The organism is Ensifer adhaerens (genome assembly GCF_002940685.1).
In the GTDB taxonomy this organism is placed as follows: Bacteria; Pseudomonadota; Alphaproteobacteria; order Rhizobiales; family Rhizobiaceae; genus Ensifer; species Ensifer adhaerens_E.
In genome coordinates, this window is sequence record NZ_PNFP01000001.1 from 583,271 (window position 1) to 609,993 (window position 26,723).

General features: G+C 60.1%; 29 protein-coding genes, 2 tRNA genes and 1 pseudogene. 24 read left to right on the forward strand and 8 right to left on the reverse strand.

Annotated features, from left to right (window positions below):
- Positions 1-9 precede the first annotated feature (9 nt).
- The 5 genes from C1A35_RS03005 to C1A35_RS03025 all read left to right on the forward strand — a co-directional run bounded on the left by C1A35_RS03005 (position 10) and on the right by C1A35_RS03025 (position 5,954).
- Entirely contained in the window at positions 10-1,869 is a 1,860-nt protein-coding gene (locus C1A35_RS03005) for a hypothetical protein (protein WP_104662855.1), read from the forward strand.
- Positions 1,870-1,949: 80 nt separating this feature from the next.
- Entirely contained in the window at positions 1,950-3,098 is a 1,149-nt protein-coding gene (locus C1A35_RS03010; protein ID WP_104662856.1) for a glycoside hydrolase family 73 protein, read from the forward strand.
- 10 nt (positions 3,099-3,108) lie between these two features.
- Positions 3,109-4,419, forward strand: coding sequence for a hypothetical protein (locus C1A35_RS03015; RefSeq protein WP_158664952.1), 1,311 nt, complete (start codon positions 3,109-3,111; stop codon positions 4,417-4,419).
- Between the two features lie 10 nt (positions 4,420-4,429).
- A complete protein-coding gene (locus C1A35_RS03020) occupies positions 4,430-5,677 on the forward strand; it encodes a right-handed parallel beta-helix repeat-containing protein (RefSeq protein ID WP_104662858.1) in 1,248 nt (415 codons plus the stop codon).
- A gap of 55 nt (positions 5,678-5,732) precedes the next feature.
- Entirely contained in the window at positions 5,733-5,954 is a 222-nt protein-coding gene (locus C1A35_RS03025) for a hypothetical protein (protein ID WP_104662859.1), read from the forward strand.
- A 4-nt stretch (positions 5,955-5,958) separates the two neighbouring features.
- Here C1A35_RS03025 and C1A35_RS03030 read toward each other — a convergent pair whose 3' ends face one another.
- On the reverse strand, positions 5,959-6,996 hold the full coding sequence (locus tag C1A35_RS03030) for a hypothetical protein (RefSeq protein WP_104662860.1): 1,038 nt from the start codon (positions 6,994-6,996) through the stop codon (positions 5,959-5,961).
- A gap of 29 nt (positions 6,997-7,025) precedes the next feature.
- A complete protein-coding gene (locus tag C1A35_RS03035) occupies positions 7,026-8,060 on the reverse strand; it encodes a class I SAM-dependent methyltransferase (RefSeq protein WP_199772839.1) in 1,035 nt (344 codons plus the stop codon).
- Positions 8,061-8,201: 141 nt separating this feature from the next.
- Here C1A35_RS03035 and C1A35_RS03040 point away from each other — a divergent pair, with 141 nt between their 5' ends.
- The 4 genes from C1A35_RS03040 (at position 8,202) to C1A35_RS03060 (ending at position 10,571) form a co-directional block, all read left to right on the forward strand.
- Entirely contained in the window at positions 8,202-9,026 is an 825-nt protein-coding gene (locus C1A35_RS03040; protein ID WP_104662862.1) for a glycoside hydrolase family 108 protein, read from the forward strand.
- Complete coding sequence (locus C1A35_RS03045) at positions 9,026-9,265, forward strand: hypothetical protein (RefSeq protein WP_104662863.1); 240 nt, start codon at positions 9,026-9,028, stop codon at positions 9,263-9,265. Before C1A35_RS03040 ends, C1A35_RS03045 begins: the two co-directional genes overlap by 1 nt.
- 219 nt (positions 9,266-9,484) lie before the next feature.
- A complete protein-coding gene (locus C1A35_RS03050) occupies positions 9,485-9,808 on the forward strand; it encodes a hypothetical protein (RefSeq protein ID WP_104662864.1) in 324 nt (107 codons plus the stop codon).
- A gap of 487 nt (positions 9,809-10,295) precedes the next feature.
- A complete protein-coding gene (locus C1A35_RS03060; protein ID WP_104662866.1) occupies positions 10,296-10,571 on the forward strand; it encodes a DUF6107 family protein in 276 nt (91 codons plus the stop codon).
- 117 nt (positions 10,572-10,688) lie between these two features.
- Here C1A35_RS03060 and C1A35_RS03065 read toward each other — a convergent pair.
- Positions 10,689-10,763, reverse strand: a tRNA-Thr gene (locus C1A35_RS03065).
- A 151-nt stretch (positions 10,764-10,914) separates the two neighbouring features.
- Between C1A35_RS03065 and C1A35_RS03070 the strand changes: the two genes are divergently transcribed.
- The 10 genes from C1A35_RS03070 to C1A35_RS03115 all read left to right on the forward strand — a co-directional run bounded on the left by C1A35_RS03070 (position 10,915) and on the right by C1A35_RS03115 (position 17,470).
- Positions 10,915-11,166 (forward strand): hypothetical protein, encoded by a 252-nt coding sequence (locus C1A35_RS03070; protein WP_104662867.1) that lies wholly within the window; start codon positions 10,915-10,917, stop codon positions 11,164-11,166.
- 261 nt (positions 11,167-11,427) lie between these two features.
- The gene (murA, locus tag C1A35_RS03075; RefSeq protein ID WP_104662868.1) at positions 11,428-12,720 is read left to right on the forward strand and encodes a UDP-N-acetylglucosamine 1-carboxyvinyltransferase; all 1,293 of its coding nucleotides are present in this window, start codon (positions 11,428-11,430) and stop codon (positions 12,718-12,720) included.
- A gap of 105 nt (positions 12,721-12,825) precedes the next feature.
- Positions 12,826-13,266: a DUF2948 family protein gene (locus C1A35_RS03080; RefSeq protein ID WP_104662925.1), complete on the forward strand. Its 441-nt coding sequence runs from the start codon at positions 12,826-12,828 to the stop codon at positions 13,264-13,266.
- A 52-nt stretch (positions 13,267-13,318) separates the two neighbouring features.
- Positions 13,319-14,623, forward strand: coding sequence for a histidinol dehydrogenase (gene hisD, locus C1A35_RS03085; protein WP_104662869.1), 1,305 nt, complete (start codon positions 13,319-13,321; stop codon positions 14,621-14,623).
- Positions 14,620-15,096, forward strand: coding sequence for a UPF0262 family protein (locus C1A35_RS03090; protein ID WP_104662870.1), 477 nt, complete (start codon positions 14,620-14,622; stop codon positions 15,094-15,096). The genes hisD and C1A35_RS03090 overlap by 4 nt, the downstream gene beginning before the upstream one ends.
- A gap of 14 nt (positions 15,097-15,110) precedes the next feature.
- A complete protein-coding gene (locus C1A35_RS03095; protein WP_199772840.1) occupies positions 15,111-15,578 on the forward strand; it encodes an arsenate-mycothiol transferase ArsC in 468 nt (155 codons plus the stop codon).
- A 270-nt stretch (positions 15,579-15,848) separates the two neighbouring features.
- Positions 15,849-16,067, forward strand: coding sequence for a translation initiation factor IF-1 (gene infA / locus C1A35_RS03100; protein WP_004435948.1), 219 nt, complete (start codon positions 15,849-15,851; stop codon positions 16,065-16,067).
- A gap of 149 nt (positions 16,068-16,216) precedes the next feature.
- A complete protein-coding gene (locus C1A35_RS03105) occupies positions 16,217-16,837 on the forward strand; it encodes a Maf-like protein (protein WP_034797002.1) in 621 nt (206 codons plus the stop codon).
- Between the two features lie 3 nt (positions 16,838-16,840).
- The gene (gene yacG, locus C1A35_RS03110; RefSeq protein ID WP_104662871.1) at positions 16,841-17,053 is read left to right on the forward strand and encodes a DNA gyrase inhibitor YacG; all 213 of its coding nucleotides are present in this window, start codon (positions 16,841-16,843) and stop codon (positions 17,051-17,053) included.
- Between the two features lie 341 nt (positions 17,054-17,394).
- Positions 17,395-17,470 (forward strand) — tRNA-Phe (locus C1A35_RS03115).
- A gap of 84 nt (positions 17,471-17,554) precedes the next feature.
- Here the strand turns inward: C1A35_RS03115 and C1A35_RS03120 are convergent.
- Positions 17,555-18,619, reverse strand: coding sequence for a tyrosine-type recombinase/integrase (locus tag C1A35_RS03120; protein WP_104662872.1), 1,065 nt, complete (start codon positions 18,617-18,619; stop codon positions 17,555-17,557).
- An 864-nt stretch (positions 18,620-19,483) separates the two neighbouring features.
- Between C1A35_RS03120 and C1A35_RS03130 the strand changes: the two genes are divergently transcribed.
- The 4 genes from C1A35_RS03130 to C1A35_RS03145 all read left to right on the forward strand — a co-directional run bounded on the left by C1A35_RS03130 (position 19,484) and on the right by C1A35_RS03145 (position 21,012).
- Positions 19,484-19,720 (forward strand): helix-turn-helix domain-containing protein, encoded by a 237-nt coding sequence (locus C1A35_RS03130; RefSeq protein ID WP_104662874.1) that lies wholly within the window; start codon positions 19,484-19,486, stop codon positions 19,718-19,720.
- A 152-nt stretch (positions 19,721-19,872) separates the two neighbouring features.
- On the forward strand, positions 19,873-20,076 hold the full coding sequence (locus tag C1A35_RS03135) for a hypothetical protein (protein WP_104662875.1): 204 nt from the start codon (positions 19,873-19,875) through the stop codon (positions 20,074-20,076).
- On the forward strand, positions 20,073-20,573 hold the full coding sequence (locus C1A35_RS36580; RefSeq protein ID WP_234822717.1) for a helix-turn-helix transcriptional regulator: 501 nt from the start codon (positions 20,073-20,075) through the stop codon (positions 20,571-20,573). The genes C1A35_RS03135 and C1A35_RS36580 overlap by 4 nt, the downstream gene beginning before the upstream one ends.
- Before the next feature lie 49 nt (positions 20,574-20,622).
- Positions 20,623-21,012 (forward strand): hypothetical protein, encoded by a 390-nt coding sequence (locus C1A35_RS03145; protein ID WP_104662876.1) that lies wholly within the window; start codon positions 20,623-20,625, stop codon positions 21,010-21,012.
- 37 nt (positions 21,013-21,049) lie between these two features.
- Here C1A35_RS03145 and C1A35_RS36310 read toward each other — a convergent pair whose 3' ends face one another.
- The 3 genes from C1A35_RS36310 to C1A35_RS35735 all read right to left on the reverse strand — a co-directional run bounded on the left by C1A35_RS36310 (position 21,050) and on the right by C1A35_RS35735 (position 25,532).
- Entirely contained in the window at positions 21,050-23,194 is a 2,145-nt protein-coding gene (locus tag C1A35_RS36310; protein WP_199772841.1) for a hypothetical protein, read from the reverse strand.
- A gap of 198 nt (positions 23,195-23,392) precedes the next feature.
- On the reverse strand, positions 23,393-25,393 hold the full coding sequence (locus C1A35_RS03155) for a phage tail length tape measure family protein (RefSeq protein ID WP_104662877.1): 2,001 nt from the start codon (positions 25,391-25,393) through the stop codon (positions 23,393-23,395).
- Positions 25,383-25,532 (reverse strand): hypothetical protein, encoded by a 150-nt coding sequence (locus tag C1A35_RS35735; protein ID WP_158664953.1) that lies wholly within the window; start codon positions 25,530-25,532, stop codon positions 25,383-25,385. The genes C1A35_RS03155 and C1A35_RS35735 overlap by 11 nt, the downstream gene beginning before the upstream one ends.
- 92 nt (positions 25,533-25,624) lie before the next feature.
- Here C1A35_RS35735 and C1A35_RS03160 point away from each other — a divergent pair, with 92 nt between their 5' ends.
- Entirely contained in the window at positions 25,625-26,437 is an 813-nt protein-coding gene (locus tag C1A35_RS03160) for a hypothetical protein (protein ID WP_104662878.1), read from the forward strand.
- On the opposite strand, the pseudogene C1A35_RS36545 reads toward C1A35_RS03160, so the two are convergent.
- Positions 26,434-26,723 (reverse strand): annotated as a pseudogene (locus C1A35_RS36545) (hypothetical protein); the annotation flags it as partial. The gene C1A35_RS03160 and the pseudogene C1A35_RS36545 overlap by 4 nt on opposite strands.

Here is a 26,723-nt window from a genome sequence, read left to right on the forward strand (position 1 = left end):
GGCGACGCTATGCCCGTTGTGCGCATGCCAGATGGGACGCAGGTCCGCTTTCCCGATGATATGCCGGCCGAGCAGATCCGCAGCCTGATCGCGTCAAAGTTCCCCGACGTTGTGCCGAAGACACCGGCAGAAGCCGCGCCGCCGGCCGCCCAAGACACATTCCAGCGCGGGACGATCCTGCCCGTGGAGAAAAACCTTCGGACGGGTGAAATGAACTGGGCGGTCCCCGGATTGCTTCAGGGCGCGTATGAGAGCGCCAGAGATGCCTTCACCCTTCCTGGTCGAGCCATGCGCGGCGAAGTGCCGATGACGGATGCAGCTGGCAACGTCTCACCTGAAGCGATTGGGGAGGGCTTTAACTTTGCGCTTTGGGCCTCTCCTGCGTCTGCCGCTTCTCGCCTTCCTTCGAAAGCCGCGCCGGTCGCCAAGCCAAAACCAGAGGGCGTTCAGGTTGCAGAAGCTGCTCGGCGTCTTGGAGTGGACCTGCCTCGCGCTGCTGTTAGCGATAGCGTTTCTGTCCAGCAGGCAGGAAAGACGCTGACGAATATCCCGATCGGCGGCGCGCCGCTTCGCAAGGCGTCCGAACAGGCCATCTCTCAACTCGACGACGCCGCGCTGCGCGTCCAGCAAGGCTATGGGCCTGGCAGTGTTGCCGGCGCTGGCTCTGCGGCACGCGAGGGCATCACCGCGCACGCGAAGGAAGTGTTGCCGGCAAAAGTTGGGGCGCGATACGATGTCGTTGACAACCTTGTCACGCCGAATGTCGTCACGCCGCTCACTCAAACCGGTCGTGTTGCCGGCGAAATCCTTGCCAAGCGCGAGAATGCCAAGATCGCCGGGAACAGCGAAGCCGTGAACCTGATCCGGCGCGCAGTCGCAGAGAAGGATGGCCTCAACTATCAGGGCATCAAGGACCTCCGCACGGCCGTCGGCGAATTTGTTGACGATCCGGCCAAGATCGCCGCTTCGGGCATCTCGGCGAAGGAGATCAACCGGATCTATGGCGCGCTAACCGATGACCTCCGCAATGCCGTTCAGCGATCGGGCGGAGATGAGGCCTTAGCCGCTTTCGAGCGGGCAAACGCATACGCCGCCAAGAAGTTCGCCGAGCGCTCCGACCTGCAAAAGGTGCTCGGCAAGCAAGCCTCCGACGAGGGCGTCTTCTCGAAGATCGAGGCCATGGCCGGCTCCACCTCGCGCGCTGACCAGAACGGCCTTCTCCGGGTGCGTGGCGCCGTCGGCAAAGAAGGCTGGGATGAGATCTCGTCCGCTGTCATCGCAAAGATGGGACGCGACGCCGACGGCAAGTTCTCGCCAGATCGCTTCCTGACTGCCTATGGCAAGCTCTCGAAGACCGGTAAGCATGCCCTGTTTCGTACGACGGGGAAAAACGACCTGGCAAACTCGATCGATGACATCGCGACCGTCTCGCGGCGCTTCAAGCAACTGAACCAGTTCGCCAACCCCTCAGGCACCTCTCAATCGGTCATGTCCGGTTTCGGGGGCGCCGCGCTCTTTGTCGAGCCAATGACGACGATCGGGACCGTGGCCGGTAGCCGTGCGCTATCCTCGCTCCTAGCCAAACCGACTTCTGCCAGGAAATTGGCGCAGTGGGCGCGGGCATACGAACAGGCGGCCGCGCAGCCGAGCGTGAAAACTCAGGCGTTGCTTGAGGCTAGGGCTAAGGTTCTAGCGATCGATCTGGCTGCGGAAACGGGTACTCCGGCCGCGGTCAAGCAGATCACCCAGGCGATATCTGGGGTGGGTCGCGTGCCAGCAGAGCCACAGGACAATGGCGAGCGGCGACAAGAAAATCAGGACAACCGTCCAAACGGCCAGTTGCGTATGCTTCTTCCGAACGAGGCTTAGGGGCATCCCCACAACATACACGAGCAGAAGAAATTGAACAGGCGGTTCTTCGGAGCCGCCTTTTTCTATGAGGCGATCAAATGGCGTCACGGCGAGAGCGCTTTTACAACGATGCCTATCGGCAGGCCCGCGAATCCGGTCTCAACGACCCGCAGGCTCGTCTTGCCGCATCTCAGGCCGCGCTGGAAACCGGATACGGTCGCAGCGTCGTCGGCAACAACTATTTCGGCATCAAGGCCGGCTCCTCTTGGAATGGGCCGACCGTAGCCGCGCGGACGTGGGAAGACACGGCCGGCGGCCCGGTGCGAGAGACAGCACGCTTCCGATCCTACGAGAGCCCGGTCAACGCGTTCGGGGATTGGGCACGCACAGTCAGCCGGAAATGGAGCGATGCATTCACGGCGCCGACCTTCAATGAAGCCGTCGAGGGCCTGAACTACGGCCGCAGGGGCGGCTACGCGACAGACCGCAAGTATGGCGACAAACTCCGCGCGATCGACGCCCGATATGGCCCCCAGGCCGAAGCCACCACCGGCATCATGTCGGCAATCAGCCCAACAGAGAGCGCAACCCCCATGGCGAGACCCATGTCATTGGCCGAGCAATACGGCCTTCTCGACCAGGCGCGTGGCATGCAGCGCGATATTGGCCTTCTGCGGCAGGACGTGGCTGCACAAGACCCGATGGGGCAGCTACGCCGCGACCTGATCGCCCGGAACAAGGCCTATGAGATGGCGACGGCGCCAGCGGCAGGCGGCATCCTTCAGGATCTGCCCGAAGCTCCGGTAACTGCCAACGTGCCAACCATGGCGGCATACGAAGAGCCGCCGCCGGTCTCCAGTTCAACCCCGTTCGCTTCCGTCATGTCGCCTTCGGCCGGCGGGCTCTTGTCTCCCGATGAGCAAGCCATGATCGACGCCCAGCAGATGCGCTTAGCCGAGATGGGGCCGAACCGCCGAGCACAGATAGGCGCGGCTCTGAAGAAAGGGGCCAGCGCATTCGGCGGCGGCGTCCTCGGCGGCCTTCTTCTCGGGCCGATCGGGGCTGTTGCCGGCGGTCTCTTGGGGCCGTCGATCGTCAACGGCATGACTGGCGCGGCCAACTATCCAGACGCTCCCAAGAGCACGCCCCGCGGCGACGGCAAAATGACCGAGTACGGCGACCGCGTGCGCAGTGAATCCAAGCAATTTGACCGAGCCGTCCGAAGCGGCCGCGGCGGTCTTTGGTAAGAGGCACGAGATGGCAAAAAACAACGTTCGCGATTGGTCTTCGACCGCTGCCAGCAACACTGACGTCGGCGGCATCGGAATTGAGGGCACAAACGCTGTCAGCAACTTCGACAACGGCCTCCGTACTGTCATGGCACAGGTTGCGGCTGTGGATGAAGGTACGGAGCCGGTCAACGACACATGGACGTTTGCCGATCCTGCGGACCCCACGAAACGCGTCCGCCTCGATGCTGGGAACGTTGCCGCTGGGCAGACTCGTGTTTTGGCGATGCCAGATGCGAATGTCACCATCTCCTCTTTCATGGCAACCGTTCTCGATGATACGACGGCTGCGGCTGCGCGCTCTACCCTCGATGTCTACAGCCGCGCGGAAAGCGGCATTCTTTCCGGACTCCGGAACGTCGTCATCAACGGCAATTTCGACTTTTGGGAGCGCGCGACGAGCCAAACGAGCGCCGGATATGGTTCCGACGATCGTTGGGCGAATGATCATTCTGGCTCTACCAAAACCCATTCGCGGCAAAGCTTTACCCTCGGCCAAACTGACGTTCCGGGCAACCCGGCCTATTTCTCGCGCACTGTCGTAACGTCGTCCGCGGGCGCCAGCAACTACGTTCTAAAGGAGCATCGGGTAGAGGGAGCCACAACTCTCTCTGGAAAGACGGTCACGGTAACCTTTTGGGCCAAAGCTGATGCCTCCAAGAATATCGCCTTCGAGGTTGTGCAGAATTTCGGTACTGGCGGCTCTCCGAGTGCGTCCGTTTCTACGCCGGCTGGCCTTAAGGCACTGACGACAGCCTGGCAGAAATTCTCCTTTACGGTGGCAATACCCTCCGTTTCCGGCAAGACGCTTGGATCAGGCAACAACGATTTTCTTGAACTGGTTTTCTGGTTCGACGCTGGCTCGAGCTTCGCCACCCGCGCCAGTTCGCTCGGCCAGCAGTCAGGAACATTCGATATAGCCCGCGTGTCGGTTGTCGATGGCACGGCAACGAGCGAAACAGACCCGTTCTCCCCGCGCCATTTCCAGCAGGAGCAGGCCCTTTGCCAACGGTATTATTGGCAAAATGCCTCCGGTGAAAATCTCATCCAGTCCTATGCGGCGGGTGCGGGGCTCGGTGTTTCCTTCAATTTCCGCCATCCCGTCGTGATGCGCGCGACCCCGACGATGGGGACGACATTCACATCGTCGGGGTCAATCGGGGCACCGTCGTTCAGCCGCATCGGCCCGCGGACATTTGTCATTACCGCGACGGGCAGCGGTGCAGGTGCCTTCACCATCGATACCAGCGCCGCAGTGACCGCGAGCGCGGAACTTTAAGGAACATTGTATGACCTATTTGGCGACAGGTTTCGCAATCGTCGGGAAATACCGGTTCAACATCACCAATCCTTCTTACGCGGCAGTCGGAAACAATGCCAACAACCAGACACCGGCCATTCAAGCCGCGATTGATGATGCAGAGATAGCCGCATTAGCGGCCGGCGGAGCGGACGTCATTTTCCCCGATGGCGGCGAATACCGCATCACAGCAGGTCTTCGCGTCAAACAGGGTGGCGTCAACCTCATCGGCGAGGGTGGTGCGGCACTTTATCCAGTCGGCAATTTCGACACTATTCGTTTCGAAAGCGCTTCGACACAGACATATATGTATCGGAACAGCATCCAGGGCCTCCTATCCTTCGAGGCAGGGAAAACAGGCGGGGTGACGCTAGCCGGAAAATACGTGGCTGATTGCGAGTTCGAACTGTCTGGTTTCAATGGCTTTTCCGGTTGGGAACTAGAAAGTTTCAACACAGCAAAGATCACAGGCAAGCTGAACAGTTACACCGGTGGCGCCGGCGCTTACTACGGTCATGCGATAGGCGGTCGCTTGCTTCCTGGCGGTGGCTACAACGCGCGCTCGGATAGTCTGATCCTGAATCTGATCACTGGCGGCGCGCTGTGTGCCGGAATGCAGGGCGTCATCCTCGACGGTTTCATGCATACCGTTACCGCTGAGCGCCTTTTCTGCATCAATGTCGGCGGCAATGGCGTCATAACGCAAAACTCGGTTTCGGCGGTCGATAAACCCGCCTTCCTTGAATTCAAAGATCTACAATGCGACGGGTGCTCATCCGATAGCGTTCGCCTCAATTCTGGACAAGATATCGTCTTCAACGGCGGCCATCTGAACCGATCGCGCACAGGATCGAATCTCTATATCGCGCCAGGCGTCAAGGACGTAGCCGCGTCCGCGACGAGATTCATCGGCGCGACAAAGGACGGCATAGAGCATTACGGCAAGGGGCTTCGACTCAACGGCATCATAGCCAAGAACAACTCGAACAACGAATTTGGCGGCAGCACGAATGTCTATCGCGGGTTGATCATGGGCTCAACGTCCCGCGATGTTGCGGTTTCTGGCTGTCAGTTCGGGGATGCGGACACGCCCAGTTTTCAGTCCTACGGCATCGCGATCGATGGTGCGGCGAACTCCTTCGGGATCACTGGCAACAATGTGAGCCATAACCAGACCGGCGGCATCATCAATAATGCGGGCACCGGCGCGACAAAGGTTGTCGCGAACAACTTCTAAAGCCTTGCTCAGTCAATCCTGAAAGAGTAGAGGGCTCCCAATCGAAGGAGCCCCTATGAGCTTAGAGAAGCAGAAAGCCGCCTACGAGGCTGAAATCGAGAGCTGCGAAGAAGAGCTAGCCGAGCTTGAGCGCGGTGATCTTCAAGCTTCCTACGAAGACGCCGACGGTAACCTCGTAGATGTGACCGACAAGCGCATCGCTGAACTGAAGCACAAGATCAAGACGTTTCGCACGTTCGTCTTGGCGATCGAGGCGACGTCGGCTCCCAAGCACTGATCCATTACGGATCGAGCCTTACCAGCGTTACGTCAACAAGCTCAAACTCGCCTTCAATTGCACCCTCTCCGATGAACGTACGCACCTCGACCGGCATGTGCGGGCGGGTTACCTCAAATTCGAGATGAACGGTGAAGGAGCCGCTCGCTGGCAGAGGGCTTTTGCCGAGTGCGGCTATTTTCCCATCCGCCAAGACATCGACAACGATCTTGTTGCCGGAAAAGTTCTTGTCGACGGAGAATGTGACATCGGCCCGCCAATTACCACTGGGGAGGTGCATGTACGGCCCGAAGCTCATGGCGCGCGCCGGTCCTGTCATATCGACGGGGCCGTTGATGCCATGGTGCGGCTTTTCACCGCTCAAGCACATGGCCACCGGCCACGTTATCCGTTGAACCGCTTCTCCAGACATGAGAGGGTCATAGTTGCTGGCCGCGACGCTGATAAGTTCGCGGTCGGCTTTCGTGAGTTTCGAGGCGCTTGATCTGGCTTCGACCGCGTGCTCGATCCTTTCGTCGATGATCTCGGCTAGTGGCGTGGCCTTGGCTCCCCCGGCTTGTCCATAAAGCGCCAGGATATTCTGAATATTCTGCGTGGTCAGGGAAAAGCCCAACGAAAGAGATATTCGGCTAATGAGGGTTTCCAGTTCGGCCGCATGGGTTCCTAGCCTAAGCGGAACGATCGTCTCGGAAGACGCGATCGGGAACAATGCTGACGCTGATTGGCTAACGAACCGGAGTGCTTCCAGCAAGGAAAGTGAGCGGGCCTGCATCGAATAGAGAACAGCTTGCTCAACCGGTTCGACGATGAGAACCGTCGGGACGCCATGTTTGACGATTGATTGGCATATTTTGTCGTCGGGGACGTCAAAATAGAGCAGCGCATGGCGCTCGCCTCTTTGCGCAAGGCCATCGCGAAGCTGGTCTAACGTATTGGCGACGATGTAGTGGTAATCTCCGAACCGTTCACGGAGTATATCGATACCAAGCCGGGACACGAACATGGCGTGTGGAGAGGGGAGCCCGCAGAAAACGTAAATCATCTATGCGGCGCCCCCCGTAACTGCGGATCTTACTTGGTGATGATCAGGCCGAAGCAGGTTGCAGGGATGCCGTCAACCGATACCTTGATGTGGTTGTTGTCGCTCCCCCAGATCCCCCGCATGTAGTCTCCCATGTCGTGGGGGAACGGCGGAACGTCGATGAACTTGTCCAGCGGCTTGTTGCCAACATCGAAGTCCAGCGGCGCGACTTTGTAGCCCTTTGCGGTCAGCCGCTCGCTGATCTCCTGGAAGTGCTTCCGCTGGAAGAGGACAGTGTTCCAATTGTCGAAGGTGATGTCGTCGCGGGCGAAGTTGAACTCGGTCGTGTGGACCGCAACCCCGCCGGGCTTCAGGACATCGATCGAGTTCTCAATGAAATTCAAGCCCTTCTCGATGCTGCCCAGGTGTTCCAGGGCGCAGATCGACCAGCAGAAATCGAAGTCGCGCAGGTGGCTGGGGATGGCATTCATATCGACGTATTCAAGCGATACCTTGCGGTCAAAGACTTCCCTTGAGACAAGGTGCCCCTTGAAGGCGACATCCAGCGTCTTCGTGTGCTGGTTGGTGTCGGCCCATCCCTTGGTGTTCTGAGCTTCGGGTTGGAGGTCTGTGACAACGACCTCGGCCCCGTACGATGCCATTAGGGACGGCAGCGGTTCCGTGCCGCAGCCAAAGCCAAGGCCGCGCTTCCCCTCTGCCAGCACGCCGGCATTGTGGAACGCTTGCATCGCATAGCAAAGTTCCCAGAGCTTACGATGGAAGATCACCGGAACTTTTAGCTTCGATGCCCAGTAGGCGACCCAGTCCGATTCAAGATCGAATTGGGTGCTCGGCTTCGAACCCAAAGATACGGAAGTCGGGGACAGATTTTCCCGAACTGGAAGTGCGGCAGCGAGTGCACGCGCCAACTCATATCCGAAAAACTTCACGTTCAGCGCCAGCACATTCACGTTTCTGATGGCCTCAGACAGTGCGTTGATGTTCGGCTGCGATTCTTCGTTGACCAGGCTCTTCAGTATGGCGATCTGGCTGCTCAAGTCGTCAAGTTGCTGTCTCTGATCCAATGTCGTCTCCATGAGGCTCGTCTGGGTGACGGACGCTTAGCAGTCGCGTGATCTCGATGCAATCGGGCAGTCCTTTTCAAATGGTGCATAGCGGCCCGCGCGCAACCTAAACAAGTATACCCAACAACCAAGGAAAACTTCATGGCTCGGGAAACTCTTCCCGTCGCCCTCGATCTCACGTTCGGGGATGAGGGCGGCTATTCGAATCGCAAGTCCGATCGGGGTGGCCCGACGAAGTATGGGGTCACGCATACGACCTTGGCGGCGCACCGCGGCGTTCCGTCTGTTACGGCCAACCAGGTCAAGGCCATGACGAAGATGGAAGCCGAGGACATCTATCGGCGCTCCTACTGGGGCCAGAGCGGGGGCGATCTCTTGCCGCCGGGGCTCGACTATGCCGCCTTCGATTTCGGCGTGAACTCCGGGCCGGCGCGTGCGGTGAAAACGCTCCAGGAGGTCGTCGGCGTTCGCGAAGATGGGCACATCGGTGAGCAGACGCTTGCGGCGGTGCGCCGTTACCCGGGCGGCGTCGGCGCCGTGATCCGCGACTACTGCGCGGCTCGCATGGTCTACCTTCGGTCGTTGACCAATCCCCAGACCGGATTCCCGGCGAACGGGCGCGGATGGACAATCCGCGTCACCGGCAAGGATCCGCAGAAGCAATGGGCTGATCAGCCGGGCGTCATCGGCAACGCACTGCGCCTGGCTGCCAATGCCAGCGGATCAGACGTCGAGAAGACGCAGACGCCTGCGGAAGCGGGCGCCAAGGCAGATAGCCGCGACACTGGTCTCGGCGAGGTGATGAAGAAGCCGGAAGCATGGGGACCGCTCGGCGGCCTTCTCTCGGCCGGGGGTGCGCTCTTCGCCGGCAATGGCCCGGTGCAGTGGGCGCTGGCTGCTGCGCTCGTCGCGTGCGTCGGCGTCGGGCTCTACTACTTCGTCCGGCGCATTCGCGAGGCTGGGTGATGTTCGCGGCTCTCCTCATCCGCATCAAAGGCTATGCGGCGGCCGCCATTGGGGCGGCGCTATTCCTTGCCTTCGTCTTTCTAAAAGGGCGCCAGGACGGCAAGAACGCCGCGGAGCTTGCCCAAGCGAAGAAGCAGGCGGAAGCGATCAAACGAAAGAAGGCCTCAGATGAACAAGTTGACGGCATGTCTCCTGACGATCGCCGCGATGAGCTTAGCAAGTGGATGCGCGACCGGTGACTTCTGCAATGTCGCGGCGCCTATCAGGCCATCTGTCTCCGATGTTTTGACGGACGGGACCGGAACGCAGATCGTCAAACACAATCGCTACGGCCAGCAGGAATGCGGATGGCGGCCATGATCGGCCCGGCTCGCGTCATCCTCTCAATCCTGATCGGCGCCCTTATCATCGCCTTGGCAGGGCTCGTCCTTCTCACCATCAACAGCTAGGAATCTCGTATGAAGACCATGGAAGAAGTAGTAGCAGCCGGCGTAAAGTCCCAGGCCGCACTGGATAAGCACCTCACCGCTGCCCGCAAGGAAGCTGCGAAGCTTGCCAAAATCACCGAAGCAGGTGTTTCCTTGGGGATGGTCCCGAAGGCAATCCGAGCAAAGACGATCATCGCTGAAGCTCACACAATCCCCGGCCTCATCGCGCAGGCAGCCAAGGCCGCGGCTGATCTGCATGCCAAACAAACCGCCATTTGCCAAGAAAACGGCGTCGATACCCCCACTCCTGATAGCGTTGGCGGCGTCGTTGTCTTCGGAGGAGGTGGCCGATGAACCAATATGAGGTCGCGTTGCTCATCATGGCTCTGGTGACGGCATTCGTCGCCAGAGGTCTACCCAGAGCGTGGCTGTGGATCGCGGCCGGCGCTCTGTCTTTCGTCGTGTCCGCCACGTGGTGGAGACTACACCTGCCATACCATCCCGCGGCGACACTTATCTGTGATGCCCTGGTTTGCCTGAGCATCTACTCGCTAGCCAGAGAGGAATTTGAAATCTGGCTGTTCAATCTCTTTCGCCTCTCCGTCCTCGTCAGCCTCCTGAAGCTTTTCGGCGTAATTCAGGAGAATTTGATATACGCGGCAGCCTTAGAGTGTGTTAACTTTGCGGCACTGCTACTGCTGGGTGGTACTGGAATCTTGGCGGGGACTGCCAATGGAGGTCATACTTTCGGCTCTTGGATTGGCAATTTTCGTCGGCTTGGGCGTTCTCTCCGTTCGGCTCGTCGATCGCCTCCGTGGTTCACGATTCCGAGATAGCTGAAATGGAAGACAGCCTCATAGCAAAGATCGTGGGCGTCCTTTCGGGCGCCTTTCTCAGTTTATCCTACGACCCGCCACGCTCTCGCGCTGGCTTCCTCCGCAGAGGTGCTTCGAGCATAATTTTCGGTTGGGTCTTCGGCGAGCCTACCCTGGTCTTCCTCGAATGGAAAGGCGATTACAACAGCACGGTAGCCGCCTTCTGCCTTGCCTCGATGTTCAGTTGGTCCGCTATCGGTGTCCTGAAGCGGATTGTCGAAGCGTACAAGAAGGAAAGTTGAATCGATGAGAACGAAACCAGATTCAGGTGAGCCAAAACTGTGCCACATAGCCTGTCACACCTGTGCATAGTTCTGCACTTGTTCTGGTTTCGAAAATCCTCAAAATCCTAGGGAAACTGGTGCTGCTAGAGAGATTTGAACTCTCGGCCTCTCCCTTACCAAGGGAGTGCTCTACCCCTGAGCTATAGCAGCATCTGGCGGCCGGTTCGTGTGTCAGCCGCATCAAGCGAGGGGGCTATTGCCATAGGTGAGCGGGGAGTGCAAGCCGGAATTCGAAGTTTTTCGTGAAGAGCTGTGAGAAAAGTCTCTGGCGCTTCCGAAGGTCCCGGTTTTGCGCTAAGGCATGGACATGCAAACAGACGACAAGGAAGGCGGCAAAGCCGTGCCTGCGCCGGAAGAACGGCAGGTCGAAGGCAAGGTGCGCCGGGAAAAGAAGAAGGATACGACCGAGGCGGACCTGAAAAAGGCGCGTCTTGCCAGGAATTTGCGCGACAACCTCATGCGCCGCAAGCAGCAGATGCGGGCGCGCCGATCCGGCGCTGCCGATGACGTCAGCGGTCTTCCTGCCGCAAAAACGGACGAATCCCAAGATTAGTACGGACAGGAAGCGGCATCAGTCGCTTCCTTCAAGATTTGCCGGCGGCATTGCCACCGGCCGTTCGACCGCACATTCCCGTAAATCGGAACCGATCAAGGGGGAAACTGTGGGGCGACCTAAATGTTACAGCGCCAGGTGTCTGAAGGGATGCGCGGCGTTCAAGGCACTTCTAATTTCGCGGCATCTCCACTAAAGAGGCGCCTTCAGACAACATCGGATTATTTTGGAAAGGCGGGCCAAGCCCGTTCAAGAGGCCTCATGGATCGCATCAGGATTGTAGGCGGCAACCAGCTCAACGGCGTCATCCCGATTTCGGGCGCCAAGAATGCGGCCCTGCCGCTGATGATCGCGTCGCTTCTGACCGACGACACGCTGACGCTCGAAAACGTGCCGCATCTCGCCGACGTCGAGCAGCTGATCCGCATCCTCGGCAATCACGGAGTCGACATCTCGGTCAATGGTCGCCGCGAGCGCCAGGGCGAAAGCTACGCCCGCACCATCCATTTCACCTGCCGCAACATCGTCGACACGACCGCGCCTTACGAGCTGGTCTCCAAGATGCGCGCGAGCTTCTGGGTGATCGGTCCGCTGCTTGCCCGTGAGGGCAAGGCCCGCGTTTCGCTGCCGGGCGGTTGCGCCATCGGCACGCGTCCGGTCGATCTTTTCATCGAGGGCCTGCAGGCGCTTTCCGCCAACATCGAGATCGACGGCGGCTACGTCAACGCGACGGCGCCCGAGGGCGGTCTCGTCGGTGCCCGCTACACCTTCCCCAAGGTCTCGGTCGGCGCCACCCACGTTCTGATGATGGCGGCAACGCTTGCCAACGGCACCACGGTGCTCGGCAATGCCGCGCGCGAGCCTGAAGTCGTCGACCTTGCCAACTGCCTCAACGCCATGGGCGCCAAAATCACCGGCCAGGGCACCGCGACGATCACCATCGAGGGCGTGCGCTCGCTCTCCGGCGCCCGTCATCGCGTTCTTCCGGATCGTATCGAGACCGGCACCTATGCCATGGCCGTTGCCATGACCGGCGGCGACGTCATCCTCGAAGACACCGACATGGCGCTGCTCGACACGGCGCTGGAAGCGATCCGCCGCGCCGGTGCCGAGATCACCGAGACCAACAGCGGCATCCGCGTCGTTCGCAACGGCGCCGGCATCAAGCCGGTCGATATCGTCACCGATCCCTTCCCGGGCTTCCCGACCGACCTGCAGGCGCAGTTCATGGGCCTGATGACCATGGCCAAGGGCACCTCGCACATCACCGAGACGATCTTCGAGAACCGCTTCATGCACGTGCAGGAACTGGCCCGTCTCGGCGCCAAGATCTCGCTCTCCGGCCAGACGGCGAAGATCGAGGGCGTCAGCCGGCTGAAGGGCGCGCCTGTCATGGCGACCGACCTTCGTGCCTCCGTCTCGCTCGTCATCGCCGGCCTTGCCGCCGAGGGCGAAACCATGGTGTCGCGCGTCTACCACCTCGACCGCGGCTTCGAACGGCTGGAAGAGAAGCTCACCCGCTGCGGCGCTCATGTCGAGCGTGTCAGCGACTGATTTGACCCGTTGCGCCTGATACCGTTGCGGTTTCAGGCGCAACATCCTATGTCCATTTCAATTGTGGCACGGCAAGATGTGCGGCGAACGAAAGGAATGGATGGCATGAGTGGATTGAAGCTGCTGGCGCTCGACGAGGAGGATCTCGCTGTCGTCTCCGCCCACGTCCAGGATGCCGTGTTCAAGGTCTCGGGCCTGGAATACGATGCCCGCCGCAAGCAGTTTTCGCTTGTCGTCAACCGCTTCGTCTGGGAGACGGCCGACGGCAAGCGCCGCTCCTTCGAGCGCCGGCGGGCGTTGCTCCTCTTCAAGCGCGTGAACGCAGTGCGCTCCGTCGGTTTCGACCGGCGCGACGGCGAGGCGGTGCTCGATCTGCTGACGCTGAAGTTCACGGTGAAGGGCGAGGGGCCGGAAGGGGCGCTCGAGCTGGTTCTGGCCGGCGACGCCTCGATCGCGCTTGACGTCGAATGCATCGAAACGCAGCTTGCGGATACCGGCGGCGCGTGGGAAACCGCTTTCAAGCCCAAGCATCCGGAAGGCGCTTGAACCCGCGCTCCGAACGACAGGCATACGACACCGGCATACAAGGACGTCCCCTTTGGCAATCAGGCTCAATTTCCTCGACGGTGACTTCGAACAAAAGTTCGCGTCATTCCTGACGACCAAGCGCGAGGTGTCCGAGGACGTCAATGCGGTGGTCAAGGCGATCATCGACGACGTGCGGGTGCGCGGCGACGCAGCACTTGCCGAATACTCGAAGCGTTTCGACGGCGTCGATTTCTCCGTGACCCCGATGGCCGTCAGCGCCGCCGAGATCGATGCGGCAATCCAGGCTGTCGAGCCCGAGGTTCTTGGCGCCCTCAAGGTCGCCGCCACCCGCATCGAGGCGCACCACGTTCGCCAGCGTCCGAAGGATGATATCTACGAAGACGCCATGGGCGTCGGCCTCGGCTCGCGCTGGACGGCGGTCGATGCCGTCGGTCTCTACGTGCCGGGCGGTACGGCAAGCTACCCGAGCTCGGTGCTGATGAACGCACTGCCGGCAAAGGTCGCCGGTGTGCCCCGCATCGTCATGGTGGTGCCGGCAACCGGCGGCAAGATCAATCCGGCGGTGCTGGCTGCCGCACGGCTTGCCGGTGTCGAGGAAATCTACCGCATCGGCGGCGCGCAGGCCGTGGCCGCCCTTGCCTATGGCACCGAGACGATCGCGCCGATCGCCAAAATCGTCGGCCCGGGCAATGCCTATGTGGCCGCCGCCAAGCGTCAAGTCTTCGGAACCGTCGGCATCGACATGATCGCCGGCCCCTCCGAAGTGCTCGTCATTGCCGACAAGCACAACGATCCGGACTGGATCGCCGCCGATCTGCTCGCTCAGGCCGAGCACGACGTCGGCGCCCAGTCGATCCTGATCACCGACGATGCCGAATTCGGCCAGGCGGTCGAGGACGCGGTCGAGCGGCAGCTGAAGACGCTGCCGCGCGCCGAAACCGCTTCGGCGAGCTGGCGCGATTTCGGTGCCGTCATCCTGGTCCCGGACCTTGAAAAGGCCGTGCCGCTGGCAAACCGCATTGCCGCGGAACATCTCGAGCTGGCGCTTGCCGACCCCGAGCCGATGGTCGCCAAGATCCGCAATGCCGGCGCGATCTTCGTCGGACGCCATACGCCGGAAGTCATCGGCGACTATGTCGGCGGCTCCAACCATGTGCTGCCGACCGCCCGTTCGGCACGTTTTTCGTCCGGTCTCGGCGTGCTCGACTATATGAAGCGCACGTCGATCCTGCGCCTTGATGCCGAGCAGTTGCGGACCTTGGGTCCTGCGGCGATCGTGCTTGCCAAGTCCGAGGGCCTTGAGGCGCATGCGCGCTCCGTCGCCATTCGCCTCAATCTCGGGGATGCTGGATGAAGGCGGACCGCAACCAGCGCCTCTGCGATGTCGTTCTGGACGAGACCATCGGCCGCTCGACGCCTGATGTGGAGCATGAGCGCGCGGTTGCGATCTTCGACCTGCTGGAAGAAAACCTGTTCGAGCCGGTCGGCCATCCCGGCGGCCCCTACAAGCTCAATCTCTCGCTGGTCGATGCCAAGCTCGTCTTTGCGATCTCGACCGAAAAGGGCAGCGACGTCGCCACCCATATCCTGTCGCTGACGCCGTTTCGCCGGATCGTCAAAGACTACTTCATGATCTGCGAGAGCTATTACGAGGCGATCCGCTCGGCCACGCCGAGCCAGATCGAGGCGATCGACATGGGGCGTCGCGGCATTCACAACGAGGGCTCGCAGACCCTGATGGATCGCCTCTCCGGCAAGATCCGGCTGGATTTTGACACCGCCCGCCGCCTGTTCACGCTCGTCTGCGTGCTCTACTGGCGCGGGTGAGGGCGGGGACCGGTATGGCGGGAACCGAGGCTCAGCGCTTGAAAATGCCCCGCTCGGTCCTCTTCATGTGCGGCATGAACGCCATTCGCTCGCCGATGGCCGAGGCGCTTGCCAAGGCGGCGCTGCCGGCAGGAACCTATGTCGCCTCCGCCGGTGTGCGGCATGGCGAACGCGACCCCTTCGTCGACGTGGTCATGGCCGAGGTGGGCTTAAGTCTCGGGCGCCACCAGCCGCATACGCTCGACGAGTTGGAAGACGACTATTTCGACCTTATCGTCACGCTTGCGCCGGAGGCGCATCACAAGGCGCTCGAATTGACCCGCTCCATGGCCGTCGACGTGGTCTACTGGCCGACGCCGGATCCGACGGTTGCCGCCGGCACCCGCGAACAGATCGTCGATGCCTATCGCGCCGTGCGCGATCATCTGTCGACGCTGATCAATCATCGGTTGGTCGGCTCGAAGAAGCCGGAAGACGCCTGAGGTCTTGTCGAAAATCTGCGGTCGGTTTCCAGTCTCGGACGTTTCCCTGCCTGCTTAAATCCCGATCGATTCAAGGCTAGAGACATGGAGCGGTGCAAAGTGCTATAGCGGCTCTGCGCTTCTGATCCGACGCGCGGCTCTGTAGCCCGTCACAAAAGCGCAAAAGCCGGTCTTAGATGGTTCACAAATCCTCGTCGATTGTGTAGTTTCCGGCGAATTTTTCGGGATACCTGACGGTTCCCTAAACAAAGATAGAAAGAACAGTCCTACATGGCGAAAGAAGAAGTCCTTGAATTCCCGGGCGTGGTCACAGAATTGCTTCCCAATGCGACCTTCCGCGTGAAGCTCGAAAACGAGCATGAGATCATTGCCCACACGGCTGGCCGCATGCGCAAGAACCGCATCCGCGTGCTTGCCGGCGACAAGGTTCTCGTTGAAATGACCCCGTACGACCTCACCAAGGGCCGTATCACCTACCGCTTCAAGTAAGCCGCTCCGGCTCTTAGCAATTCCTGGAGCATTTCCGCTTCTTCTTCGAATCGCGAAAACGCTCTAACCTTTGGTTGGATTGCAATTTCAGACGTAAACCGCCTACCCCGCATTTTGCTGGAATTGCTCTGGAGTGACGGCTCGTTCCGATGACAGTGGCCAAGAAACTGATACTTGCGTCCGGTTCGCCGCGTCGCGTCGAGCTTCTGGCGCAGGCGGGCATCGAGCCCGCGCGCCTGATGCCGATGGATCTCGACGAGACGCCGAAGCGTGCCGAACATCCACGTTCGCTCGCAAGGCGGCTGTCGGCCGAAAAGGCGCGGGCGGCACTGGCCGCGGTCAAGGGCGAGGCCGGCTGGGACGGAAGCTACATCCTGGCGGCCGATACGGTCGTCTGCGTCGGCCGACGCATCCTGCCGAAGCCGGAACTCGTCAGCGAGGCCTCGAGCGCACTGCATCTCCTCTCGGGCCGCAGCCATCGCGTCTATACCGGCGTCTGCCTGATTACGCCGGATAAGACCGTGCGCCAGAAGGTGGTCGACACCAAGGTGCGCTTCAAGCGCCTGTCCGGCTTCGATATCGAGAGCTATCTCGCTTCGGGCCAATGGCGCGGCAAGGCGGGCGGCTACGGCATCCAGGGCATCGCCGGCAGTTTCGTGGTCAAGCTCGTCGGCTCCTACAGCAACGTCGTCGGCCTGCCGCTCTATGAAACCGTCAGCCTGCTTGTCGGCGAAGGCTACGACGTGCACAATCGTTGGCTGGAAGGCTGAACAGTGACCGACGACACGAAGAAAAGCGGTTCCAACGTCGCGCCCCTGCGCGCGCCGCGCCCCTGTCCGGAATGCGGACGGCCGTCGCAGCGCGAGCACTATCCCTTCTGCTCCGACCGCTGCCGCAATGTCGACCTGAACCGCTGGCTCTCCGGCTCCTACGCCATTCCCGTTGCCGACGACGAAGCGAAGGCCGACGAAGGCGACGACCGCTAAGTGCAGCGCTTCGGCCGGACCCGCCGGTCCGGCTTTTCCTTCCCCACATCCTCTTTGCCGCGAACGACGCCTAGAAGACCCTCGCGCGTCACCGGGTGCGTGCGATCATCTTTTTCGGCTTCCAGCGGCCACTTTCCACGAAAAATGGACGAATGAGAGGATGCGATCTCTCTGAAACTCCTCGCTTTTTCGGCTCTTCGATTGTCCACAGGATTTCGGTCAAAAAACTTTCATTTGGCGCTGGACACTGCCGAACAAGATGCTATAACCCCGCTCGTTCCCGGGGCAAACACAAGCGCCCCGATGGTTCCGCAAGGAGCCGATGCCCGAAACGGCAGGATGCCCGGATAGCTCAGTTGGTAGAGCAGCGGATTGAAAATCCGCGTGTCGGTGGTTCAAATCCGCCTCCGGGCACCATTCTTAACGGCTTGGTATTGCTCAAATTTTAGCTCCTTGTTTCGGTTAAACAGACATGTCGTCTAGACAGCTTTTCTGACCGTTCTAGACGTTTTTGGTTTTCCTTCTGTTCACCTCGGCCTCGAAGTCGCCGATGGTTTCCGCCATCTTCTTCGACATGTCGGCGCGACGTGAATAGTGCTTTGCCATCGCTTCGGTTTTCTGGCCCAGCATCTCGGCGATGGCCGAATAATCCTTGCCCATTTCGCGCAAGATGGTCGCCACTGTATGGCGCAGGCCCTTCAGCGTAAGGTCCGGCTGAACCTTGCCTTCCTTTTCGAGCGCTTGTCGAACAGGGCGCCAGGATGCACGGAACCCAGAAACCGTCCAAGGCTTGCCGTAGCTGTTTGCGCAAAGCGTCAGTGTTGTAGCAGGATGCTTTGGCTCGGCGGCGATGGCGTCGAGCACTGGCTTCGGCAGCGGCACCCAAACAGGAACGCCAGTCTTGCCACGGCGTGTGTCCAATCGCCCGTCGGAAACGGCCGTGCGTGGCAGCGTGAGTGCGTCTTGGGGATCGAGGCCACAATACATCATCAATGCGACAGGCAAGCGCATGTGAGCGGGGAGGGCGGCGGTGACCGCGTCACGCTCATAATCCAGCCAAGGCCGGTTCGCTTCCTTTGAATCTGTCGGCTTGCGAACGCGCTTGACCTTTGACACTGGGTTAACCGTCATCATCTCCTGCTCGATCGCGTGCTCAAACAGGATGGATAGAACGGTCAGCGTGTAGTTCGTAAACTTGCGCTTCTTCTTCTCGAATGTCTTATCGCGCAGCCTGGCCACCCAGCCTTGCGTTAGCTCGGCGAGAGGCGACGGTCCTAGTGGCTTCAGGTACTCCAGCACCTTCTGATAGTCAGACTTCGTGCGGGTCTTTAGTGACTGGAAGCCGGCCGATCGGCGATAGGACTCAATAAGCGCCGCCAGCGTGCCGGGTTTTGCTTCCTGCCCCTTAGTCTCAGCGTCGACTGCTGCCAGCTCTGCGAAGAACTCAGGTGTTCCGAACTCAGCCGCAAGCCGGCGGCCAGATTTCCGGTGGTAGGCATACCACCTGCCGGTCTTCGGCTCGAAGTATCGCTTGAGCCCTTTGATGCGGACGACGGTTCCAGTCATAGAGCATCCAGCAATTGGTCGGCCGTTCGCAGCGCCGCTCCAGATCCTGCTAGGCGGTCAATCCATTGGTCGATGGCGCGAACGTCATAGCGCTCCATGCGCACGCCGGCACCCAGCGCAATTGCTCGCACTGGGCAGATAGAACCGAAAGTTGGTACGCTAAGGCCGCAATAGGCGGCGGCCTGAGACTTGGTCAAAAGGCGAGGGAAGTTATCGTTGGCAGCAGTGGGCACGGTTCCTCCTCAAATTGCATCACATATAAAAACCGTTTTCTGATTTCGATCGTCCAGTGGCACTTGAAAAAATACCGCCGGCTGGTGAGGCCGACGGGTCGCTGTGGTGGGCTTCGGATGGGTGACGGGCGACGGCACCTGTGAGATACCGCCACCCGCCCGACTGACGTGTCAAGCGCCAGTCGCCCCGCGCGGGGTCTCGGATAAAGGGCCGCGCTCGACGAAGAACGGAGCGCGGCAAGGCTGCGGAGGTGCCGCAGGGAAACTAGTGGGTAGGCGACAGGTACTGCCCTAGAAAGGTGCGGTGTGGTCGGCCGTGGTCGGCGCCCAGCAAATCAACGTCATAAAGCTCCCTACCTGCCGCGCTTCTTCTTCTGTCGGTGACAACGGCCATGAGGTCGCCGCTGAAAACTATCTGCCCAATTTTGAATGCGAAGGCCGGTCTTCTTCTGACGAGCGCGCGCGGCAATTGAGTTCTGGTGGCGGTTGTCGGTGCGGGGACGTGTGCGTTCATGGCTGTCTCCTCATGTTGCGATGTTGCCGAAAAAGCGGTATGTCATTAAAAAACACCAACATCGCGCCAATGTCAACATTAAATACTGACATTGGCGTTTTTTAATGAGGATCGACCATGACACCCGCGCAATGCCGCGCCGCGCGCGCACTTGTAAACTGGACACAGCCGCATCTTGCCGAAGCGGCCGGTGTGTCACCCTCGACGCTTCGTGATTTCGAGTCCGGGAAGCGGGTACCGATCGCCAACAACCTGGCCGCTATCCGTGCTGCGCTCGAGGCGGTCGGCGTGACATTCTTGGAGGATGGCGACGTCGCTGCCGGGCCAGGCGTCGCGATGCACCCGACGAACTAAACTCGTTGACCGCTTCAATTTCTGCTAATAGCTTCCCGTAGCGCCCACCAAGCGCAGCCTTGCGGGGCCCACCACCACTTTTAGGAGACCTATGAATTTGCGGTCGGCGTTCGTGCCGGCGGCCAGGTCCGTGTCTTCTGTTCAGGTGGGAAATGTCCGAGAAAAACTCAAAACGCATCGAAGAGCTCGAAGCGAAAATACAGCAAGCTTATCAGGTTATCGGGGTGCTACTCGCAGGCCCAAATGGTGATGCGCCTGACTTCGACCTCCCAGAAGGGCAGCGCGCCCTCGACTACTTCTCCCACGAAAACTACAGCGACGACTTCCTGCCATTCGTGCATCCGAGGCACAAATGACTGGCAACGATAACGCCCCACGCCTCATCGGCCGTAAAGAGGCCGCTGAGTACTGCGGCATATCCCCCTCATGCTTCTCCATGTGGGTGGCAAGCCACAAGATGCCTCCCGCCGTCCCTGGCACTCGCAAATGGGACCGGAGGGCGATCGACGCAAAGCTCGACGAGATCAGTGGTCTGGCCGCTGCCGACGGGCCGGAAGACGCTTACGACAAATGGATGCGTGAGCACGGCGGGAAACAGGAAGCGCGTAAGGCATTCCGGCCCCATCTCAAACTTAGGGAAGGGCCGCGACGTGTTCTTGTGTTTATGGCCGCGCATCCGGAATGCGACACCATCGATCAAATTCGCGGGGCAGGGCAACTGACGATAGACAAGTTGATGACGGAGGGGGCGGTGAAGTCAGTTGGAATGGATGACGCTGGTCAACGCCATTACGCGCTGACCAAATTGGGTAAGGAAGAGGCTGCCAGGCTCGAGCAATGGCTTGCCCCTTGACCACCACCCAGAGTCGAGCAAACATCCACCCGCAACGGAGGGGCAACTCATGAATTTCAGGATCTTGGCCGCGGCACTGATCGCCGTGAGCGTTACGTCATGCGCCACAAGCGAAAGCATGTCGCGCATGAATACCTATAAATTCCCGGTCCATCACGTGAAGATGGCCGATGACACATACCGCGTCTATGAGCACAAAACCGACAATTCTCTGATGGTCGCGCCGAGCCTCGGCAAGACCATGGCGATTGGCGCAGCCCAAGGCGCTACCCTCGGGCTGGCCGATACTATGACGCCGGAACAGAAGCTTGAGGCGGCCGCCCAGCAGCATCTTGCGAATACTGGCCGCGGGGGCTGCAAGATCACGCGCGGGTATCTGCTGAGCAAGCCGCTTTATGAATTCTGGTTCGAGTGCCCGCCGGTGGCGCCGAAGGCGTAGCTGCCGCAACGCGATGAGGGGTAGGCGCCGACCTTCTCTAGTACGTGTAGTCGCACAGGATCTGTCCGGCGTTCGAAACGGTAGCGGGGAACGAAGTCGCATACGCCGTGACAACATCCTTATAGAGGGTGTCTCTGATAGACCCATTCTTCGCTGCAGCCTCAACTTGGAAAGCGTACGACGCCCGGCTGAAGCCTTCGACCGTGCAATCGCGGAAATTGAAGCCGTTTGCAGTCGCTGCGATGTAGACGGCCGCCGCGCCGGCGCTGCCGATCTTTGACATGTCATTGAATGTAGTGCCGATAAACTTCGTGTTACGCCCCTGCAAGTTGACCGCTTGGGTACGGCAGTTGCCGATGCGACCACCGATAACCTTCGTGTCCCAGGCCCCGGTGCCAAGGAACATAGCGCAGTCATCATTACTGCCTTGAGGGTATGGGACGTCCATTGCACCAGAGGTGTTCGAGATATCGCATCTGCTGAATTCCGTCCTGTAAGCCTTCTCGATCACGACACCGATGTTAAGGGCGCGGTCAACTTCGAACTTCCGGAAGTCGCAGAAATTGGGCACGTCTGCGAGTGTGGTTGCCGAAGACGTGAGTTGGAGCCCTCGGTTGCAACCGAGCGCGTAGAAGCCATCGGTGTGAACGCCAGCGACGCGACCATCGACAACCAGGCCGTAGGATCCGGCGTTATATGCCTGCACCGTGACCTCATCAAATTTGACGATGTCGGTTCGACCGGAGCCGGCTGGATTGCTTCGGACGGTGACCCCGGCTCCGGTCGTCTGGTTCGGCATGTTGTAGTGCACGAGCTTGTGGTAGACAGAATTCAAGTCCTCCCCATAAAAGCCGGCGTAGCTGCCATCTGTCACAACGTCGTTGATGTTGATGACATTTGCCTTGATCGCCTTGATATCGATGCCCGACGTACGCGCACCGCCACCCGCGTAGAGGTAGAGGTTTTCGAGCGTGACGTAATAGACCGGGTTCGTGCCATTGCCGATCAGGATCATGTCTCCTGTCGTGTTCAACCATTTCAGCCTGGCTTTGTCCCCCAAGCCCCGCACCTTCAGGTAGGAACCAGTGTATCCGGACTTGTGGCAACTGATGGCCGTGCCGATTTTCCAATCTCCGGAAATGGGCGGTAGCCAGAGCGTGCCGCCGCCCGCAGTGATGAGCCGGTCGATCGCTGCATTGATCATTGGAGAGTGGTTTGTATCGCTAGCCTGCGCGCCGAGCATCTGCGGCGCCAGTCCAGTCCGATTGATTATCGCAGTGAGCGTTTCGGGGTTGCTCATCTGATCGAGCGTCAGGCTGACGGTCTCGATCTCCTTCTTAACCTTCGCCGGATTCATGTTCCGATTGGTTGCAGTGCCAGCCGTCGCCTCGGCATCGCTCGCATACGGATCCGGTGCCTGTATCGACACCCATGCCGAGCCAGAATAGTACTTCATCGCCTGAGATGTGGTATTGAGGTACAGATCGCCCTGCTTCACCGGGCCGCCTTCCGGGTTCAGCGCAGGGTCCGAGGCCAGCGGGCCGTAGTAGGTTGTCCTGAACTCGGCGAGAATCGCCTCCGCAGCGGCAACGATCGCCGCACTGGCCTGGTCGCTCACGAGCCTAAACGTCGAGCCTGAGACGATGCCCATAACGATCATGCCGGCGGCAAGACCACCGGCCGCGATGTTGCTTCCAGAGTTCGTCTTGATCGTAAGAGCCGTGCCGCCGTTGAAGCTGATCGTCACCGGGGTCGCGGTGTTCGCCTCGAAAATGTTCGTCCACACAAGCGCGTTGCCGCTGACGGGGATGCTCGTCGTCGCCTGAATCGCGTTGGGCGTGCCGGCACCGACATCACTGGCGATGATGAAGGAGAACGGCAGGTCTGCGACTCTCGTCCAAGAGCCGAGGCCGGAGGCGCCAACCTTCATGTAGACGCCGTTGTTGGCGACCGTCGCGTCGCCGATTACCCAAGCCATCGTGTTGGCGGCGTAATTCAGGCTGGCATCCAGGGACGCCTTTGAGGTGAAAATCTTGCCGCCATCGGTGTTGATGAAGGCGTTGATGATGCCCTCATAGCCAGTCAGAAGCTGGCGGATTTCGGATTTTCTTACCTTGTGGTTTCCAGACGACGGAATGCCGTCGGTTTCGTAGTCTCGATAGACCGTCGCGGCCGTAGCCATAGTGTCTCCCATAAAAAGAAAGCCCCGGCGCTAGCCAGGGCTGTAAAACTCAAATTTTCGGGGGGGGCGGTTACTGGTCGAAACCAGTGCCGTCGTCGAAGGTCGATCCGTCGTCGAACGGAACTCCGTTCTCTTCTTCGTCTTCGGGCGCCTCGTCAGGCGCTGGATTTGGGTTGGTCATTTGATTTCTGTTCTCCGTTATCGCCACTGGCCGCCTGATTTTTCCGACTGATATTTCGCCATGGTCGGCACGACACGCTTGCCGGATTCGGACACAGCGACTTTGACGATCGTGCCGCTGGCCGTTTGGATGCGCTGATCGGCGATGTCTGCCATGCGACCAGAGTCGTCCTGCAGAACGATTGTCACCGTGTCGTTCGATTTGGTAGCAGCCCGCGGAATCCGCGGCTCCATCAGCTTCACGGGGATGTTTTTGCCATCCGGCAGAGGCACAGCGGCCTCTGGGCCGGCTTCGCCGAAGATTGCCGCGGTGCGCGAAACACCGCCGCGCGCGAACGTCTTTAGTGGCTGTGGTCGCCCATGAGCGGCCACGCCACCCTTGGCAAAGGGAAAGATCGCACTCAACAGCCCGCCGAACAGGCCACCACCTCCGCCGGAGGCGGAAGGCATGGAGATCAACTGCTGCACAACCTGCATCAGGATTTGCAGGAGCTCTTTTCCCTCTAGCTTGCCATCTGCCAGTGCGTTCGCCAGGCCTTGAACGGCGGTCTGTGCCACTTGTCCGAAGTCGGCATATTGCTGCGTAAGCGCCGTCGTTTCTTGCCGTGTGCTGGCTGTCACATCGCGAAGGCCAGCCCATGCGTCTTTCGCCTCACCAAGGCCGGTGGCGAACTTCGAACTGTAGTCTCCAACGCTGGTGCCCAGTGCGTCCTTGCGGTTCGACTTGCCGACGCCACCAGGGCCAGCAAACCACGCTTCGGAAGCGCCCTGCATGCCGAATTGGTCGATGTAACCGCCAAAGACATGATCGAAAACCTTGTCTTGGAATTGCGGGTTGGCCAAGAATTGCTCGGGCGTGAGCGCTGTACCGATGGCGCGTTTCGTCCACTCCGCAATGTTGCGGCCCATGACCTGGTACTTGCCGTATGCGCGGTCGCCGTTCTCCAATATTGGACCAAGCGCGCGGTAATTGCCGCCGCTCTCAATATTCGAGATCGAGTCGCGCGCCGCCTGGAGTTGGACACGGCGGTTGGCATCGTCGGCGGGCAGGGGATTGAACGGCACGATGCCACCAGACATAGCCGGCGCCGCGCTCTCCGCCTCTCTGCGGGCAGCGCTGGCTTTCTTGGCATATTCGGCGAGGGCTGCGGCGACGCGGTTGATCGATCCAACGAACGAATCGGCCGCGGTCACGCCAGTCTCGCCCCAAGCCTGGGCCAGGGCGGTTGTCAGTTCCGCCGCCTCCTTAGTGGAGTCCTTGCCGTCGGCTACTGTAGCATCGAGAGCCTTAAACGCTTGCTGGATCCGAAGGATGCTCTCTTCCTCTGCGCCGGCGGCGCGCAGTTGGGCAACAACGTCGACGAGTTCGACGGCCAGACCCTTCGTGACCTCCTTTGCTTCGGCAAGGACTTTGTCGACGTACTGCTCGGTAGCGTTCTGCAAATCTGCGAGGTTCGCCGCCTTCTTGGCTTCCTCCGCGAAGGCCTTCAGGGTCGGGACGGCATCGCCCCACTCGCGAGCAACCGCGTCGATCAGATCAACGTGCGCCTTCAGCGCTGTATCCGCAGCCTCGGTACCTTCGCCGACGCTGGTGAAGTAGGCAATGGCCCGCTCGCCCAACAGCGTGAATGCGGTGGTGGCCAGCGTGATCGGATTGAAGACCGCTGCCGCCAGGGCTCGGAATGCGTTGGCGGCGCCGCCGGCCGATTGTAGGGCCATCCGGATTTGGTCGGCTTGCGTAGCGACGGCGCGCAGGGGTGAAGTGCCAGCCGCGATTTGGGCAGCGATGTCGCCGAACTGGGCGGAAAGTTGCTTGGCGGCGAAGCCTTGCTGCCTCATGGATTCTGACGAGCGCTCAAAGCCCTTCGCGACGTTGTCGTTTGCGCTGCGGAAGGCATCCTCGGTCTTCTTAGCGGAACGCTCAGCAGCCTTAGCGATCGATGCCAACTGCTTCTCGAATTTCGCTTGAGTCGCCTCTATCGCGACGATGAGGCGAGCTTGATCTGCCTCACTCGCCATCTGGTGTCTCCAGAGACGTGACCGCGGCCAGAACTACCAGCAGCAGCGCCACAGATGTTGCTTCGATGCCGTGCCTCTCGGCGAGCGACATAGCGAGAGCAGACGCCTCGGCAAACGCGTCCAAGATTTCTTGTTGCATGACTACTCCCTTTCGCCAAGTGACGAAATTCGGTTGGGGATGATTTAGGGTTGTGACTGGACTAGCGCGCTGCTTATCGGCGATCGTCGGGCATGAAAGAGCGCACACATTTCCTCTTCGGCCTCTCCGTGGGGCTGCTTGTCCTCGTGGCCGTTATTGAGGCTGTCAGAAACAGCTTCGATCGCTCGGCTTACGAAAACTTCGACATATTCATAAGCGGCCTAGGCGGACTTCGTTGGATATACGATTACCAAACGCTCATCGCTGGCATCGCCGCGGTGTGGGCCGCGAGGTGGAGCGTGAACGCGATCAGGAGGCAAATCGCGCAGGTTGACCGCATAGAGAGCGACCGCAATGACGCAAAGCGCTCCGCCGCTCGTGCGGTGCTGCCATTGTCCTTAAGCTTTCTCAGTGAGTATGCGGAGGAGTGCGCTGCAAAGTTGCGTGAGCTTTTGGATAAGTGCGAGAACGGAATACTGCCAAAACACATTGCTATCCCGGCATTTCCCGACGTGCCTGTGGACGTGGTATCTGCCTTAAAGGAGCTCATTGAGTTTAGCCCGTTGTCAGAGCGAGTGTCGTTGGCGCGGCTGCTTGGAGCCCTTCAGATTCAGCGATCCCGCATCAAGGGCATGCCGAAGCGGCAGCGAAGGGAAGAGGAAACGATATTCGGGAACAACATCAAAGCCTACATCCTCGATTGCGCTGAGATATATGCTCGATCGGCCTCCCTCTACAATTTCGGAAGAGGGGTTGAGAATGCGATGCCGGCCGACGTAACGCGTAGCGAAATGCTCAACGCCTTACACAACATGAACATCTTTGATGAACTGCATGAGGAACTCGCCGAGCAATTTGGCTTACGCGCCGAGGGAGTTTGGGTATCCCGCAGCTGGCAGGCCTAACGCCTTCGCTTCCCTTTCGTCCATGGCGTACCAAAGGTCTCGACCGCCCAAGGCTCGTCCAGGTCCGGATGACGCGGCAATTCCATGAACGCCGCGCCCAGCCTCAGCCACGCTGCCTCGGTTTCCTCAAGCGAGGGGCGGCCGTATTCGTCGACCTCGACACCCGACATTTGTAGCTCCCAAAGCAGGTCATATCCTGTCGAAAAGACGGTCGCGTCCCCACAAGTGGTGTAGCTGGGCGGTAGCGAAGCCGCTCGCGAGCGCGCCCTCGACAGCGCCGTAGCGA

Coding starts and splice junctions, on each gene's coding strand:
- C1A35_RS36310 (WP_199772841.1), bottom strand. CDS start 23,194: ATGGCTACGGCCGCGACGGTCTATCGAGACTACGAAACCGACGGCATT.
- C1A35_RS03135 (WP_104662875.1), top strand. CDS start 19,873: ATGTCCGAGAAAAACTCAAAACGCATCGAAGAGCTCGAAGCGAAAATA.
- C1A35_RS03005 (WP_104662855.1), top strand. CDS start 10: ATGCCCGTTGTGCGCATGCCAGATGGGACGCAGGTCCGCTTTCCCGAT.
- C1A35_RS03030 (WP_104662860.1), bottom strand. CDS start 6,996: ATGATTTACGTTTTCTGCGGGCTCCCCTCTCCACACGCCATGTTCGTG.
- C1A35_RS03080 (WP_104662925.1), top strand. CDS start 12,826: ATGAGTGGATTGAAGCTGCTGGCGCTCGACGAGGAGGATCTCGCTGTC.
- C1A35_RS03045 (WP_104662863.1), top strand. CDS start 9,026: ATGTTCGCGGCTCTCCTCATCCGCATCAAAGGCTATGCGGCGGCCGCC.
- C1A35_RS03025 (WP_104662859.1), top strand. CDS start 5,733: ATGAGCTTAGAGAAGCAGAAAGCCGCCTACGAGGCTGAAATCGAGAGC.
- C1A35_RS03160 (WP_104662878.1), top strand. CDS start 25,625: ATGAAAGAGCGCACACATTTCCTCTTCGGCCTCTCCGTGGGGCTGCTT.
- C1A35_RS03155 (WP_104662877.1), bottom strand. CDS start 25,393: ATGGCGAGTGAGGCAGATCAAGCTCGCCTCATCGTCGCGATAGAGGCG.
- C1A35_RS03090 (WP_104662870.1), top strand. CDS start 14,620: ATGAAGGCGGACCGCAACCAGCGCCTCTGCGATGTCGTTCTGGACGAG.
- C1A35_RS36580 (WP_234822717.1), top strand. CDS start 20,073: ATGACTGGCAACGATAACGCCCCACGCCTCATCGGCCGTAAAGAGGCC.
- C1A35_RS03145 (WP_104662876.1), top strand. CDS start 20,623: ATGAATTTCAGGATCTTGGCCGCGGCACTGATCGCCGTGAGCGTTACG.
- C1A35_RS03010 (WP_104662856.1), top strand. CDS start 1,950: ATGGCGTCACGGCGAGAGCGCTTTTACAACGATGCCTATCGGCAGGCC.
- C1A35_RS03130 (WP_104662874.1), top strand. CDS start 19,484: ATGACACCCGCGCAATGCCGCGCCGCGCGCGCACTTGTAAACTGGACA.
- C1A35_RS03020 (WP_104662858.1), top strand. CDS start 4,430: ATGACCTATTTGGCGACAGGTTTCGCAATCGTCGGGAAATACCGGTTC.
- C1A35_RS03095 (WP_199772840.1), top strand. CDS start 15,111: ATGGCGGGAACCGAGGCTCAGCGCTTGAAAATGCCCCGCTCGGTCCTC.
- infA (WP_004435948.1), top strand. CDS start 15,849: ATGGCGAAAGAAGAAGTCCTTGAATTCCCGGGCGTGGTCACAGAATTG.
- C1A35_RS03015 (WP_158664952.1), top strand. CDS start 3,109: ATGGCAAAAAACAACGTTCGCGATTGGTCTTCGACCGCTGCCAGCAAC.
- C1A35_RS03050 (WP_104662864.1), top strand. CDS start 9,485: ATGAAGACCATGGAAGAAGTAGTAGCAGCCGGCGTAAAGTCCCAGGCC.
- C1A35_RS03070 (WP_104662867.1), top strand. CDS start 10,915: ATGGACATGCAAACAGACGACAAGGAAGGCGGCAAAGCCGTGCCTGCG.
- C1A35_RS03105 (WP_034797002.1), top strand. CDS start 16,217: ATGACAGTGGCCAAGAAACTGATACTTGCGTCCGGTTCGCCGCGTCGC.
- C1A35_RS35735 (WP_158664953.1), bottom strand. CDS start 25,532: ATGCAACAAGAAATCTTGGACGCGTTTGCCGAGGCGTCTGCTCTCGCT.
- C1A35_RS03060 (WP_104662866.1), top strand. CDS start 10,296: ATGGAAGACAGCCTCATAGCAAAGATCGTGGGCGTCCTTTCGGGCGCC.
- C1A35_RS03040 (WP_104662862.1), top strand. CDS start 8,202: ATGGCTCGGGAAACTCTTCCCGTCGCCCTCGATCTCACGTTCGGGGAT.
- murA (WP_104662868.1), top strand. CDS start 11,428: ATGGATCGCATCAGGATTGTAGGCGGCAACCAGCTCAACGGCGTCATC.
- C1A35_RS03120 (WP_104662872.1), bottom strand. CDS start 18,619: ATGACTGGAACCGTCGTCCGCATCAAAGGGCTCAAGCGATACTTCGAG.